This window comes from Nostoc sp. LEGE 12454 (genome assembly GCF_056620565.1).
In genome coordinates this window covers 25434-41832 of record NZ_JBWQXL010000054.1, presented here as the reverse complement: position 1 = coordinate 41832, position 16399 = coordinate 25434, and the positions used below count along the sequence as shown (strand labels likewise).

Sequence of the window (16399 nt, the reverse complement as noted above, 5' to 3'; positions counted from 1 at the left end):
ACTGATGGCGCTCAACTGGTAACTATTACTCGTGGAGCATCTGCTACCCAGCCAGCAGGACAGGGGGATGCAGGCAATGTCAATGTTAAAGTAACAGGTGCTGTTGACATCTCTGGGGAGAAAAACGATTTTTCCAGTGGGATTCGCAGCAATGTGGAAACGGGGACAAGTGGCAATGGAGGTAACATTTTCATCGATTCTGGTGACTTTTCATTACGAGATAGCGCTCAACTTTCTGCCTCAACTTCAGGAGTGGGGAATGCAGGGAATGTGACAGTAAGTGCAAAAAATGCTATTTCCCTTGCAAATGGTGACATTTTCAGCACAGTGTCAGCGGGAGGCGTAGGTAAAGGAGGCAATATCAACATCAATGCTACAACACTGTCACTTACTGATGGCGCTCAACTGGTAACTATTACTCGTGGAGCATCTGCTACCCAACCAGCAGGACAGGGGGATGCAGGCAATGTCAATGTTAAAGTAACAGGTGCTGTTGACATCTCTGGGGAGAAAAACGATTTTTACAGTGGGATTGGCAGCAATGTGGAAACGGGGACAAGTGGCAATGGAGGTAACATTACCATCGATTCTGGTGACTTCTCTCTAAGTGATGGCGCTCGACTTTCTGCCTCAACTTCAGGAGTGGGAAATGCGGGGAATGTAACAGTGAGTGCAAAAAATGCTATTTCCCTTGCAAATGGTAACATTTTCAGCACAGTGTCAGCGGGAGGCGTAGGTAAAGGAGGCAATATCAACATCAATGCTACAACACTCTCACTCACTGATGGCGCTCAACTGCTAACCATTACTCGTGGTGCATCTGCTACCCAACTAGCCGGACGGGGGGATGCAGGCAATGTCAATGTTAAAGTTACAGGTGCTGTTGATATTGCTGGGGAGAAAAACGGTTTTCCCAGTGGGATTGGCAGTTTCATGGACACAGGAACAAGTGGGAATGGGGGTAGCATTACCATCGATGCTGGTGACTTTTCTCTAAGTGATGGCGCTCGACTTTCTGCCTCAACTTATGGACAGGGAAATGCAGGGAATATTCGCATTAATGCAAAAGATACAGTAACTGTTTCTAGAAGTAATCAACAGAGCAAATTTTCTAGTGGTTTATTCACATTTACTGATTCTAATTCCACTGGCATTGGTGGCGATATTACCATAAACACCAATATTTTTCGCATCTCCGACGGCGCTTTACTGGATGCACGCACTAGAAATAATCAAAAGGGCGGCGATATTACGGTAAATGCAAATGTCTTTGAAGCACTCAACGGCGGACAACTCACCACCACTACCTCAAGCAATGGACGTGCAGGTAAAATAACTGTCAATGCTATTGATAAAGTCATAATTAGTGGTAGTGACTTTAGTTATGATGACCGAGTTACTAACTTTCCTGAAAACGTAGCAAATATTGGCGCTAACAGTGGCTTCTTTGTCAGTTCCACTGGTTCAGGAATCACAGGCGACATCGAAATCAACTCACCTAAAATTACCTTAGACAACCAAGGCAAACTCAATGCCGAATCTGCATCTGGCAACGGTGGTAACATCAACCTCAACAGCGACTTACTCTTACTCCGTCGCAACAGTCAAATCTCCACCAACGCAGGAACAGAAAAATTAGGTGGCAATGGTGGTAACATCAAAATCAATTCAAGATTTATCGTTGCAGTCCCCAAAGAAAATAGCGATATCAGCGCTAACGCCTTCACAGGTATTGGTGGTAGAGTTGACATCACAACAAACGGTATTTTCGGTCTTGTCCCCCAAAAAAGCCCAACCCAAAAGAGCGACATTACAGCGAGTTCGGAATTGGGAGTGAGTGGGGAAGTAACTATCAACAGTCCAGATACTGACCCCAGTCGCGGCTTAATTCAACTACCCTCTAACCTCATAGATGCATCTCAACAAATTGCCCAAGGTTGCACTCCCAGAAGAGGACAAAACGCCAGTCGTTTTATCGCCACCGGACGCGGTGGATTACCCCAAAGTCCTAATGAACCGTTGCGAGGACGAGCAGTGATTACAGGTTGGGTAGATTTGCCCGCACAAGCAACAGCGATCGCGGATAAATCATCTATTGCATCTATGACCAAATCTACCGATCGCATTGTGGAGGCTCAAGGATGGGTTGTCGATGCTAATGGTGATATTATCCTAGTGGCTCAATCTCCTCAAAGTTTTTTTATTCCCTCTGCCATATCCTGTAGTCAATAATTCATTACTCCACGAGTCGGGGGAGGAATTACGATGAAACCCAAGAGCAATCAAAACAATCAGATACATTACCTAATTTTAAGTTTTAAAAAGTTTACTCCGATCTAGTTACAATATCTGCTGAAATTAATTGTAGAAAAATTGATCGGGACGGCTAGCTGAAAACCCTTGAAGATGTGGCTCAAAGCTGTGGCGTAAGAAAATTGCATATTCACAGGTAGGAAATGAGCAAGCGAGGCTGGTTCTGATATGACAACCTGTAAAGATAGGAATTGGCACTCAGATTTATTAGAAGTTTTTGGGATTATTGGAGTGCTTGCTCACGGCATATTTTGTTCTGAAAATCACGCCTTAGCCCAGATTACGCCTGATGGAACATTGGGTAATAACTCTTCAACGATCGCTCCCAATGTCAATATTAAAGGTAGTGCTGCTGACCGCATTGATGGTGGAGCAACTCGCGGTGCAAACCTGTTCCATAGTTTCCAGGAATTCAATGTCGGAGAATCCCAACGTGTTTATTTTGCCAATCCCACGGGAATCTCCAATATTCTCACACGGGTGACGGGAAGTAATATCTCCAATATTCTCGGCACATTGGGGGTAGATGGTGGTGCAAATTTGTTTTTGATCAATCCCAATGGCATTTTATTTGGAAACAATGCACGCCTGGATGTAGCGGGTTCCTTTGTAGGGAGTACGGCGAATTCTTTTGTGTTTGGCAATGGGTTGGAATTTAGTGCAACTAATCCTCAGACTCCTTCCTCATTATTAACAATTAATCCTTCCGCTTTGCTATTCAATCAACTTCAGGCTGGCAGAATTGAAAATAGGTCAATTGCACCAGCAGGAGATAATATCTTTGGTCTACGAGTACCAGATGGTCAGAGTTTACTATTAGTGGGTGGAGAAATTGCCATCAACGAAGGTAAATTGAATGCTCCGGGTGGGCGAGTGGAATTGGCAGGAATTGCAGGTGAGGGGACAGTCGGACTGAATGTGGATGGTAATAATTTGAGTTTGATTGTTCCTGATAGTGTAGCTAAAGCCGATATCTCACTCAGTAATCAAGCTTTGGTTAGTACCAGTGGCGAAAGTGGCGGCGCTATTCAGGTGTGGGGTAAAGGAGTTACAGTCAATGGAGGTTCCCAGATTGAAGCCAGCACTTTAGGAGCATTACCTGGAAAAGGATTGAGTGTAAATGCTTCCGAATCAGTGCAAGTCGTTGGAGAATCACCTATTGGAATTCGCAGTGGTTTATTTGCTGAAAGTTCTGGGACAGGAGATGCAGGAGACCTGACAATTAACACCAGACAGTTACAAATCTTAGCAGGAGGCAAGATTTCATCTAGTACAACGAATGCAGGTGTGGCAGGAAATTTGACCGTGAATGCCTCAGAATCAGTACAACTAATCGGTATTCCAGATAATCCCAATTTAGGTACTGGTATATTTGCTGCATCTAATGGAGTGGGAGACGCCGGAGACATCACAATTAACACTAGACAGTTACTCATCCAAAATGGAGCCGGAATCATAACCGATAACGAAGGTAAAGGGGTTGGAGGGAGTATAACCGTAAATGCCGAATCAGTGCAGCTAGTCGGTACTGCTATTCTTCCCCAGTTTCCTAATAGATGGTATCCTAGCAAAATAAGTTCTAACGCCTATGCCACAGGGCCCGCAGGAAAGATTACGATTAACACCAATCAGTTGTTAATCCAAGATGGAGCAGCGATTTCAGCTCGAACTAACGGTAGTGGGGCTGGAGGAAGTTTGACGGTAAATGCCTCCCAATCAGTTAAACTGATAGGATTTGCTACTAATAGTAATAGTCTTTTTCCCTTTCCCAGCAGCTTGGTGACTCAAACATCGAGTACAGGAACAGCAGGAGATTTGGCAATTAATACCAATCAGTTGATTGTCCGAGAAGGACAACTATCTGCCAGTACTTTTGGACAAGGGAATGCTGGCAATATAAACATTGAAACTGTCACGATGAATATCATTGATAGTCAAGTGGGAAGCAGTGTTTACCGCAAAGGGTTTGCAGGAAATTTGACTATTCACGCTGCCGAGTCAGTGGAAATCAGTGGAAAAATCAAATCATTTACATCTAATCTTGAAAATCCTGCTGGCTTATTTGCTCAGGTAAACCCTAGAGGTGAGGGTCGCGGTGGCAACTTGACCATTGAGACAAAACGCTTGAGTGTCAGTCATGGAGGCAAAGTGCAAGTCGCTACTTTTGGTCAAGGCGACGCTGGTAATCTCACAATTTGGGCTTCTGAGGTAGAGGTATTTGATACACCTGTTGATAACCTCTTTGCTACAGGTATCAATGCAGGTGTTGAAGTAGACGCAGACGAAACAGTGATTCCACCCAGAGGCAACGGTGGCGATTTAACAATCGAAACCGATCGCTTGAGTGTGAGAGGTGGTGCAATAATATCGGTTGGCACTGCTGGAGTGGGCAATGCAGGTAGATTGCGAATTCATGCATCGAAATCTGTCGAAGTCGTTGGGAAATCACCAAATGGTAACTTTAACAGCCAAATCAGCGCTGCGGTGACGCCAGAAGGTACTGGTAGTGGGGGAAGTTTAAAGATTGAAACTGAGCAGATGAGTGTTCGGGATGGAGGTGAAGTCACTGTCAGTAGTACCGGAACGGGGACGGCAGGCGACCTTGACATCCAAGCTCGTTCTCTGAGCCTGGATAACCAAGGAGCGATCGCCGCCATAACCAGAGCGGGGAATGGTGGTAATATTATCCTGAAGTTGCAAGACTTATTATTACTACGCAATCATAGTCAAATTTCTACTACTGCCGGCAGTAGCGAATTCGGTGGGAATGGCGGTAATCTGATCATCAATAGCCCTTTCATTGTCGCCGTTCCTAAAGAAAATAGCGATATCAGCGCTAACGCCTTCACTGGAACTGGTGGTAGAGTTGACATTACAACAAACGGTATTTTCGGTATTCTGCCGCAAAAACGCCCAACCGAAAACAGTGACATTACAGCGAGTTCGGAATTGGGGGTGAGCGGAGAAGTAACTATCAATAGTCCAGATACTGACCCCAGTCGCGGATTAACTCAACTACCCTCTAACCTCGTGGATGCATCTCAACAAATTGCCCAAGGTTGCACTCCCAGAAGAGGACAAAATGCCAGTCGTTTTATCGCCACCGGACGCGGTGGATTACCCCAAAGCCCTAATGAACCGTTGCGGGGACGAGCAGTGATTACTGGTTGGGTAGATTTGCCCGCACAAGCAACAGCCATCACCGATAAATTATCTACTGCATCTATGACCAAATCGACCGATCCGATTGTGGAGGCTCAAGGATGGATTGTCGGTGCTAATGGTAATGTTATGCTTGTGGCTCAATCTGTGCAAAGTTCTTCTATTCCTTCTGCCATATCCTGTAATCAATAATTCCTTACTCCAAGATTCAAAGGAGGAATTCCGATGAAACCCAAGAGTAATCAAAACAATCAGATGCATTATCTAATTTTAAGTTTTAAAAACTTTACTCTCATCTAGTTAAAATATCTGCTGAAATTAATTGTAGAAAAATTTATCAAGACGGCTAGCTGAAAACCTTTGAAGATGTAGCTACGAAGCAGTGGCTTCAGGAAATTGCATATTCATAGGTATGAAATGAACAAGCAAGGCTGGTTATGATATGGCAATTTGTGGAGATAAGAATTGGCGCTCTAATTTCTTAAGAGTTTTTAGTATTATTGGAGTGCTTGCTCATGTCATATTTTGTTGTGAAAATCACGCCTTAGCCCAGATTACCCCTGATAGAACATTGGGTAATAACTCTTCAAAAATCACTCCCAATGTTAATATTAAAGGACTTCCGGCTGACCGCATTGATGGTGGAGCAACTCGCGGTGCTAACCTCTTCCATAGTTTTCGTGAATTCAATGTCGGAAAATCTCAGCGAGTTTATTTTGCCAATCCCGCAGGAATTAAAAATATTCTCACAAGGGTAACGGGAAGTAACGTCTCGAATATTCTCGGCACATTGGGGGTAGATGGTGGGGCAAATTTGTTTTTTATCAATCCCAATGGGATTTTATTTGGGGATAATGCACGCCTAGATGTTGCAGGTTCATTTGTAGCAAGTACGGCGAATTCTTTTGTATTTGGCAATGGGTTGGAATTTAGTGCAACAAATCCTCAAACTCCTTCCCCATTACTAACAGTTAATCCTTCCGCTTTGCTATTCAATCAAATTACTGCTGCACCGATTCAAAACAACTCAGTCGCACCAGCAGGAATAGATCCCGCAGGTTTTAATGCATCTGGTTTACGAGTAGGAGATGGTAAAAGTTTGCTGCTAGTGGGCGGTAATATCAGCATGGATGGCGGGCAGTTAAATGCTTATGGTGGGAGAGTTGAATTAGGGGGGTTAGCAGCACCTGGAAATGTCAATCTTGTTTTTAGTGGGGATAATCTCAGCTTGAAATTTCCTCTTAATGTGACTCGTGCTTCGGTATCGCTTACCAATCAAGCAGTTATATATGTCGAAGGGGCTGGTGACGGTGATATTGCAATCAATGCCCGTAATTTAGAGATTTTAGGAGGAAGTGGGCTATCTGCTGGTATTGGGGTAGGTTTGGGTACACCTGAATTTGTTGCTGGGGATATTACGCTAAATGCTACCGGGGAAATCAAGATTGCAGGTTCTAAGAGCGGAATTCGCAATTTTGTAGGAGAAGGAGCAAAAGGTAAAGGAGGCAACATTACTATCGATTCTGGTGAGTTCTCATTACGAGATGGCGCTCAACTTGAAGCATCAACTTATGGACAGGGGAATGCGGGGAATGTGACAGTGAGTGCAAAAAATGCTGTTTCCCTTACAGGTCGGCAAACTACCATCTTTAGTAACGTGAAAGCAGGAGGTGTGGGTAAGGGTGGTAATATCGACATAAATGCAGCCACCCTATCACTAACTGATAGCGCTCAACTGCTAACTAGTACTAGTGGTGCATCTGATACCCAACCAGCAGGAAGAGGGGATGCAGGTAATGTCAATCTGAAAGTGACAGGTGTTGTTGATATTGCTGGGGAGAAAAACGGTTTCAAGAGTGCGATTCTCAGCGCAGTGGGAACGGGAACAGTTGGCAATGGTGGTAATATTTTCATCGATTCTGGTAACTTCTCATTACGAGATGGCGCTCAACTTCAAGCATCAACTTCTGGAGTGGGGAATGCGGGGAATGTGACAGTGGGTGCAAAAAATGCTGTTTCCCTTGCAAATGGTTACATCCTTAGCACAGTGGAAGCAGGAGGTGTGGGTAAGGGTGGTAATATCGACATCAATGCAGCCACCCTGTTACTAACTGATAGCGCTCAACTGTTAACTGTTACTCGTGGTGCATCTGCTACCCAACCAGCAGGAAGAGGGGAGGCGGGGAATGTCAATGTGAAAGTCACAGGTGCTGTTGATATTGCTGGAGAGAAAAACGGTTTGAAGAGTGCGATTTTCAGCAGAGTAGAAACGGGAACAGTTGGCAATGGTGGTAATATTTTCATCGATTCTGGTAACTTCTCATTACGAGATGGCGCTCAACTTGAAGCATCAACTTATGGACAGGGGAATGCGGGGAATGTGACAGTGAATGCAAAAAATGCTGTTTCCCTTATAGGTAGTGGCATCTTAAGTACGGTAGAAGCAGGAGGTGTGGGTAAGGGTGGTAATATCGACATCAATGCAGCCACCTTGTCACTAACTGATGGCGGTCAACTGCTAACCATTACTCGTGCATCTGATACCCAATTAGCAGGAAGAAGGGATGCGGGGAATGTCAATGTGAAAGTCACAGGTGCTGTTGATATTGCTGGAGAGAAAAACGGTTTGAAGAGTGGGATTTTCAGCAGAGTAGAAACAGGAACAGTTGGCAATGGTGGTAATATTTTCATCGATTCTGGTAACTTCTCATTACGAGATGGCGCTCAACTTTCTGCCTTAACTTTGGGACAAGTTGGCAATGGGGGTAATATTTTCATCGATTCTGCTAACTTCTCATTACAAAATGGCGCTCAACTTGAAGCATCAACTTATGGACAGGGGAATGCGGGGAATGTGACAGTGAATGCAAAAAATGCTGTTTCTCTTGCAGATACTTACATCCTCAGCACCGTGGAAGCAGGAGGTGTGGGTAAGGGTGGTAATATCGAGATCAATGCAGCCACCCTGTCATTCACTGATGGCGCTCAACTGCTAACCATTACTCGTGGTGCATTTGATACCCAACCAGGAGGAAGAGGGGATGCGGGAAATGTCAATGTGAAAGTGACAGGTGTTGTTGATATAGCTGGGCAGAAAAACGGTTTTAGCAGTGGGATTTTCAGCGCAGTGCAGACGGGGACTGTTGGAAATGGGGGTAACATTACCATCGATTCTGGGGACTTCTCATTACGAGATGGCGCTCAACTTGGAGCATCAACTTTTGGAGTGGGAAATGCGGGGAATGTGACAGTGGGTGCAAAAAATACTGTTTCCCTTGCAGGTCAACCAACTGCCATCTTCAGCACGGTAGAAGCAGGAGGTGTAGGTAAGGGTGGCAATATCGACATCAATGCAGCAAACCTATCACTAACTGATAGTGCTGGACTGTTAACCATTACTCGTGGTGCATTTGATACTCAACCAGCAGGAAGAGGGGATGCGGGGAATGTTAATGTTAAGGTAACGGGTGCTGTTGATATTGCTGGGGAAAAAAATGGTTTTGCCAGTAAGATTGCCAGTAATGTGGAGACGGGGACTGTTGGCAATGGGGGTAACATTACTATCGATTCTGGTGACTTCTCATTACGAGATGGCGCTCGACTTTCTGCCTTAACTTCTGGACAGGGAAATGCGGGGAATATTCGCATTAATGCAAAAGATGTGGTAACTGTTTCTGGAACTAGTCAAGAAAGCGGAGATTCTACTGGTTTATTCACATCTACTAATTCCACTTCCACTGGCATTGGTGGCGATATCACCGTAAACACCAATATATTTCGCATCTCAAACGGCGCTTTATTAGATGCACGCACTAGAAATGATCGCAAGGGTGGCAATATTACGGTAAATACAAATATTTTTGACGCCTTCAATGGTGGACAACTCACCGCCACTACCTCAAGCAATGGAGGTGCAGGTAAAATTACTGTCAATGCTGACGATAAAGTAATAATTAATGGTATTGACCCTAGTTACAATAACCTGATTACTAAATTTCCTAACAAGGTACAAAATATCGGCGCTAACAGTGGCTTATTTGTCAGTTCTACTGGTTCAGGAATCACAGGCGACATCGAAATTAACTCACCCAAAATTACCTTAGATAACCAAGGTAAACTCAATGCCGAATCTGCATCCGGCAACGGTGGTAACATCAACCTCAACAGCGACTTACTCTTACTCCGCCGCAACAGTCAAATCTCCACCAACGCAGGTACAGAAAAATTAGGTGGCGATGGCGGTAATATTAATATCAACTCAAGATTTATCGTTGCAGTTCCCAACGAAAATAGCGATATCAGCGCTAACGCCTTCACAGGAATTGGTGGTAGAGTTGACATTACAACAAACGGCATTTTTGGCATTCTCCGGCAAAAACGCCCAACCGAAAACAGTGACATTACAGCAAGTTCGGAATTGGGAGTCAGTGGCGAAGTAACTATCAACAGTCCTGATACTGACCCCAGTCGCGGCTTAATTGAACTACCCTCTAACCTCGTGGATGCATCTCAACAAATTGCCCAAGGTTGCACACCCAGAGGAAGACAAAACGCTAGTCGTTTTATCGCCACCGGACGCGGTGGTTTACCCCAAAGCCCTAACGAGCCGTTGCGAGGACGAGCAGTGATTACTGGTTGGGTAGATTTGCCCGCACAAGCAACAGCGATCGCGGATAAATCATCTACTGCATCTATGACCAAATCTACCGATCCGATTGTGGAGGCTCAAGGATGGATTGTCGATGGTAACGGTGATATTATGCTTGTGGCTCAATCTGGGCAAAGTTCTTTTATTCCCTCTGCCATGTCTTGCGGTCAATAATTCGTTACTCCAAGATTCAAGGGAGGAATTCCGATGAAACCCAAGATTCATAAAAACAATCAGTGGCAACGGATATGTGACGGATTTAATATATGGTTGATTCATCTCTTTAAAATCCATAAGTTACCTGTTTTCATGCTTTTGGTTGTGGTGACAGCTTTTTTGTGCGTTACTGCTTTTCCTGTCGCTGCAACTATAGAGACACAAAATATCGTAACTCTTGGAGTGTCAATCAAAAATCCTCCCGCACAAACGCAAGACTTGCTGCAACAGGGTAAAGTGCTGTATGAGGCAGGACAATTTGCAGAAGCGGTTAAAGTTTTACAACAAGCAGTTAAAAGTTTTAGCAGCCAAGGCAATGAATTGCAGCAAGCTGTGGCATTAAGTAATTTGGCGTTGGCATATCAAAAAATGGGTAATTTGCCACCAGCGCAACAGGCAATTACAGATAGCTTGAAGTTGCTCGAAAAATCCTCTAATTCCCAAAATCTTCAGGTTTTGGCTCCAATTCTAGATATTCAAGGTAGTATTCAACTAGACTTAGGACAAGCTCAACAGGCACTTAACACCTGGCAACGTGCGGAAGTTAGCTATAAGCAATTAGGCGATCGCAATGGCATTATCCGCGATCGCATCAATCAAGCTCAAGCATGGCAAGTTTTAGGATTTTACCGTCGGGGTTTGACAATCTTGACTCAATTGCAGCAGGAGTTACAATCAAAACCTAATTCAGTCAGTAAAGCAGTAGAATTACGGTCTTTCGGGAATGCTCTGCAATTAGCAGGAGATTTGAATCAATCCCGTCAAGTATTACAGCAAAGTTTGTCAATTGCCCAAAAATTGGATTCTCCCCAGGATGTCAGCGCGGCTTTATTCAGTTTAGGTAACACGGCACAAGTACAGCAAGATTTTAAGGGTGCAATACAGTTTTACCAGCAAGCTGCTGCGATCGCTCCTAACCCGATTAGCAAAGTTCAGGCTCAAGTTAATCAGTTGAATTTACTAGTGAACGCAAGACAAACAGCCGCCGTGCAGACACTATTGCCGCAAATCCAAACTCAACTGACACAACTACCTGCTTCTGTGACAACTATTTATGCGCAGATTAATCTAGCTCAAAGCTTGATGAAATTCGGAACTACACCCGAAGCGATCGCTCAAATCTGCGCCAGGGCCCTGCAACAAGCTGAAGATTTAGCAGATAAACGAGTCGAGAGCTTTGCCCTTGGGACTCTAGGCAGTGTATACGAACAAACTAAACAATGGTCAATTGCCCAGAACCTCACCCAACAGGCATTGAACATCGCCCAAACAATCAACGCCCCAGATATCGCTTATCGTTGGCATTGGCAGTTAGGACGCTTGTTAAAACAGCAGGGAGAGATTGAGGGGGCTATTGCCAGCTATGATACTGCGATCGGTGAGTTGCAGACTCTCCGTAGTGACTTAGTAGTTGTGAATCGAGATCTCCAGTTTTCCTTTAAAGAAAGTGTAGAACCTGTATATCGAGAGTCCGTAGAATTATTGTTGCAGTTTCAGCAAACTCATCCGAGCGAACCAATCCTAGACAAAGCTAGACAGAGAATTGAAGCACTGCAACTAGCTGAATTAGACGACTTTTTCCGGGAAGCTTGCATTAATGCCAAAACTGTTTTGCTTGACACAGTGGTAGATAAAGATAATCCCACAGCCGCGATCGTTTATCCAATTATTCTGCCTTCTCAACTGCAAGTAATTGTTAAAATTCCTAACCAACCACTGCGTAATTATACAGTAAATAAGTCCCAGAATGAGGTAGAAGGTACTATAAAAAAACTCAGAGAGTATCTATTAGAACCCGACCGGACTGAGGAAGTGCAAGCGTTATCACAGGAAGTCTATGGGTGGTTAATCAAGGAAATTGAGTCAGATTTAAAAGATAGTGGAGTCAAAACCCTTGTATTTGTACTGGATGGAATATTGCGAAATGTGCCAATGGCCATATTGTATGACGGTCAGCAATATCTGGTAGAAAAATACTCTGTAGCATTAAGCTTAGGACTCCAGTTACTCGCACTCAAACCCTTGACACAAACAAAACTCAATGTACTAGCTGCCGGGTTAGTGCAACCACCACAAGGCTTTCAACAGCAATTTCCACCCTTACCAGAAATTAAATCAGAATTCAATTCTATTTCCCAAGCGATCGCGTCTACCACCCAGTTACTAAATCGAGACTTCAACAGCAAAAACCTAGAGAGTAAGGTAAATACCGTACCATTTAATGTGTTACATCTGGCAACCCACGGTCAATTTAGCTCTAGTGTTGAGAATACTTTTATACTTGCAGATGATGGGCCGATCAACGTTACGCAATTTGATAGCTTGTTGCGCCGTCGAGATCAAACTCGCTCAGAAGCCTTGGAAATGCTGGTGTTAAGTGCTTGCCAAACTGCGACTGGTGACAATCGCGCCACGCTAGGGCTAGCAGGAGCATCCGTGAAAGCTGGCGCTCGTAGTACCTTAGCTTCACTATGGCATATCAGCGATAAATCTACTGCTATCTTAATTGGTGAATTTTATCGTGAGTTAGTTAAAACTGAGGTGACAAAGGCTGAAGCCTTGCGTCGTGCCCAAGTAAAGTTGTTAAAAGATTATCCCAATTACAGTCGTCCTGGCTACTGGGCACCTTATGTTTTAGTTGGTAATTGGCTTTGACAAATTCTATTCACTTATTGAAGTTTCTAGAGGTTGCCCTTTTGGAGAGTGATAGAAGCTGTTCATGAGCGATCGCCGCCTAATTGCAACGAGTTCTTATATCTGCCAACTACGGTGTACACACAAGTCTGAAATAACTGAGTAACCAAGGTTTTACCCCACCCTAACCCTCCCCTTATAAAGGGGCTACGGTGTACACACAAGTCCTAAAAACCTAGCTTGATAAGACTTTCCTCGTTTTTCCTCGTTCCCAGTCGGAGACTGGGAATGCATTCATTGAGTCTCTGACTCAATATCTGACTGGAGGCAGAGCCTCTAAATCAGGCATTCCCATGCAGAGCATTGGAACGAGATCAACGAGAAAACAATGGGAAATCAAGCTTTTTTCGACTTGTGCGTACACCGTAGCCCCTTGCCAAGGGGAGGGGTTCTTGAGGTTTAATAAGTAACCAAGCGGACATGATATTACTCAATAAAGAGTCAAGTTTCCTTGGCAAAATAATAGTAAAACGCGATACCGTTTAGGAGTAATATCTTTGATGAAAAATATCTTCATCTGTGTAGTTGTCATCTGCATAACTTGTATTTATCCAATTAAGACATTAGCAGGAGAAAAACCTTCTGCAATTTTTCATGCATTTGACCAGCAGTATACTGATATCGAAAAGTTTGTCTGTGAAATAGGGAAGCAAGGATATTCTCACATTCAAATTTCTCCAGCTCAAAAATCTAATCCTGCTCCAGAATGGTGGGCACGCTATCAACCTGTAGACTATAGCATTATCGAAGGTAGAGGTTCACTCTTAAATTTAAAAAAACTTATTAGTCAAGCCCACAGTTGTCAGGTCAAAGTGATTGCTGATGTTGTTTTCAATCACATGGCTAATTTAGATGGCAATGATGATTTTGAAGATTTAACTAAATTTCCAGGTCTTTCTATAAATGACTTTAATTCGGACTCAAACCGTCCAGGTAAAAAATCTTGTAACATTAATTATAGTGATGGCAACAGAGATTCAGAAATTAATTGTTGGTTAGGTGGACTTCCTGAATTGAGATTTACCAATAATGTTAAAAAAATCCAAAAAGCTCATTTAAAAAAATTGCTAGACTTAGGGATTGATGGATTTCGGTTTGATGCTGCCAAGCATATCCCAGCAGATGTTCTTAAAGAGTACATCAGCTATGTGGATCGACAAAGTCAAGGAAAAGCATGGAATTATCTTGAGGTAATCACAGATAGCGACACCAGTGCAGAAAATTATAACTGGATTGCTGCTGTCACAGATTTTGTTCTCTACAATTCAATGAAAAATGCTTTCAGCTTTGGTGGAAATTTGCGTTCTCTGCGAGTTCCCACAGCCATAAACGATCCGCGTAGTGTCACTTTTGGCAGAAACCACGATACTATCCGCGAGATTAATTCTAATGCCATTAACTCCTATAGCGATCCTTCTGACTCTTTCCTCGCAACAGCATATATCTTGGCGAGAGAAAGTGGCACTCCTTTAATACTGAACTGGGATAATAGAAATGCTGCTTTTATCAAATATGGTGTCAAATTCCGCCAAATTATGCATCAACGAGGAAATCAGGGAAGAAATACCAAAGAAAATATTTTAGCAGCAATTGATAGTCCGACTGTATTGCTAATGGAGCGGGGCAGTGAAGGATTTTTTGTTGTCAATAAAGGGGAGAATAAATTTAATATCCCAGCACTGGATTTGACTTTAACGAATTTAGATGGATGTTATCGGGAACTCCGTAATAATTTTACTGTTGCGATTGAACGTCGCGATCGCAATAAAAAATTTATAACTCGTTGGGGAAGCTGGAATAGAGGAGGTATGGAAGTTCAAAAACGCGATGCACTCTATTTTATTCGAGAACCTTTTAATCAATGTCAAGTGTAGATGCTCCCTCCTGCTCTTAGGCAAGAGACGCGATGAATCGCCGTCTCTACAATAATTAGTCTGGCAATTTATTGCGTCTTGGTGATGATTTATGATTATTGCAAGCGTACAGATACACTACCTGCATGGGCTGGCAAACCTTCTGCCTCTGCTAAAGTGACAGCTGGTTTGCCTATTGTCTGTAATGATTGTTTGTCACATTCTAAAAAAGTAATTCGTTTGAGAAAGTCGTAGACACTCAAACCAGAAGCAAAGCGGGCAGAACGGGCAGTTGGTAGTACATGGTTGGGGCCTCCTAAATAATCGCCAATCGCTTCTGGAGTATAGCGTCCTAAAAACACGCTGCCGGCACACTTAATTTGATTGGCAAGGAGTTGTGGGTTGTCCACACACAATTCCACGTGTTCTGGAGCTAGTTGATTGAGCAGTGGTATACTCTCGGCTAAATCGCTAACCAGAATCACGGCTGCATAATTTTGCCAACTAGCCCTGGCAACTTCTCTAGTAGGTAAATCGGTGAGAATTTTCTCAACAGCTTTTATTACTTGTTGCGCGAAAATTTCGGAATCAGTAATTAAGATTGACTGGGCACTAGGATCGTGTTCTGCTTGCGATAGTAAATCCCAGGCAATCCAATCTGGGTTGTTCTGGCTGTCGGCTACCACTAAAATTTCAGAAGGGCCAGCGATGCTATCAATGCCAACAGTGCCAAAGACTTGACGCTTGGCTTCAGCAACATAAGCATTACCAGGGCCAACAATTTTATCTACTGGGGCAATGCTTTCTGTACCATAAGCTAATGCTGCGATCGCTTGCGCCCCACCAATGCCATATATTTCTGTAACACCAGCAACTTGAGCAGCAGCCAATACAACGGGATTAATCTCACCACCAGGCATCGGTACTGTCATGACAATTCTTTCAACACCAGCAATTTTGGCTGGTAAAGCATTCATCAACAAAGAACTCGGATAGCTAGCCCGTCCCCCTGGTACATAAATTCCCACTTGCGACAGCGCTACCCAATTCAATCCCAGTTTTACCCCGACTGCATCGGTGTAGCCAATATCTTGCGGTAGTTGTTTTTGATGGAAAGCCACAATCCTCTCAGCAGCAAATTCCAGCGCCGCCAAGACATCGGCAGGACATTGGGCGGCGTGTTCGGCAATAAAGGTTTCGCTTAAATGCAAAGACTGAAGATTGTTGCGATCGAAACGGCTAGTATAGTCCTTGACTGCGGCATCACCACGCACTTTCACATCAGCTAGAATCTCGCGTACTGTCCCACTAACATCAACTGTAACTTCCCGGCGATCGCTTACAAGAGTTTTGAATTTGACAGAAAAATCTTTGTCGGTAGTTTGAAGTAGCTGCATGGACAGTACCTTAAAAGCAGTGAGGTCAATAATTAGTTTAACTCCTGATTAACTTGCTATATATGACTGTGGCTTATATGCATCACTCTTTTTCAGATGTAAGCTAAAAGCACAAA

The 16399-nt window shown here is 43.7% G+C and carries 6 protein-coding genes; 5 read left to right on the top strand and 1 reads right to left on the bottom strand.

Translation table 11 applies throughout. From position 1 onward, the window contains the following. The 5 genes from AC1F2U_RS30545 to AC1F2U_RS30525 form a co-directional block, all read left to right on the top strand. On the top strand, positions 1-2232 hold a 2232-nt coding region (locus AC1F2U_RS30545; RefSeq protein WP_480264539.1), incomplete at its 5' end, for a beta strand repeat-containing protein. 249 nt (positions 2233-2481) lie between these two features. After that, positions 2482-5667 carry a two-partner secretion domain-containing protein gene (locus AC1F2U_RS30540; protein ID WP_480264538.1) on the top strand — a complete coding sequence of 1062 codons (3186 nt, stop codon included), beginning with the start codon at positions 2482-2484 and terminating at the stop codon, positions 5665-5667. Positions 5668-5917: 250 nt separating this feature from the next. Next, entirely contained in the window at positions 5918-10297 is a 4380-nt protein-coding gene (locus AC1F2U_RS30535) for a two-partner secretion domain-containing protein (RefSeq protein WP_480264537.1), read from the top strand. A gap of 135 nt (positions 10298-10432) precedes the next feature. Beyond that, positions 10433-12994, top strand: a complete 2562-nt coding sequence (locus AC1F2U_RS30530) for a CHAT domain-containing protein (protein ID WP_480264540.1) — start codon at positions 10433-10435, stop codon at positions 12992-12994. Between the two features lie 539 nt (positions 12995-13533). Then, on the top strand, positions 13534-14907 hold the full coding sequence (locus AC1F2U_RS30525) for an alpha-amylase family glycosyl hydrolase (protein WP_480264536.1): 1374 nt from the start codon (positions 13534-13536) through the stop codon (positions 14905-14907). A gap of 95 nt (positions 14908-15002) precedes the next feature. Here the strand turns inward: AC1F2U_RS30525 and hisD are convergent, their stop codons facing one another. Then, positions 15003-16283, bottom strand: a complete 1281-nt coding sequence (hisD, locus tag AC1F2U_RS30520) for a histidinol dehydrogenase (RefSeq protein ID WP_480264535.1) — start codon at positions 16281-16283, stop codon at positions 15003-15005. Between the last annotated feature and the right edge of the window lie 116 nt (positions 16284-16399).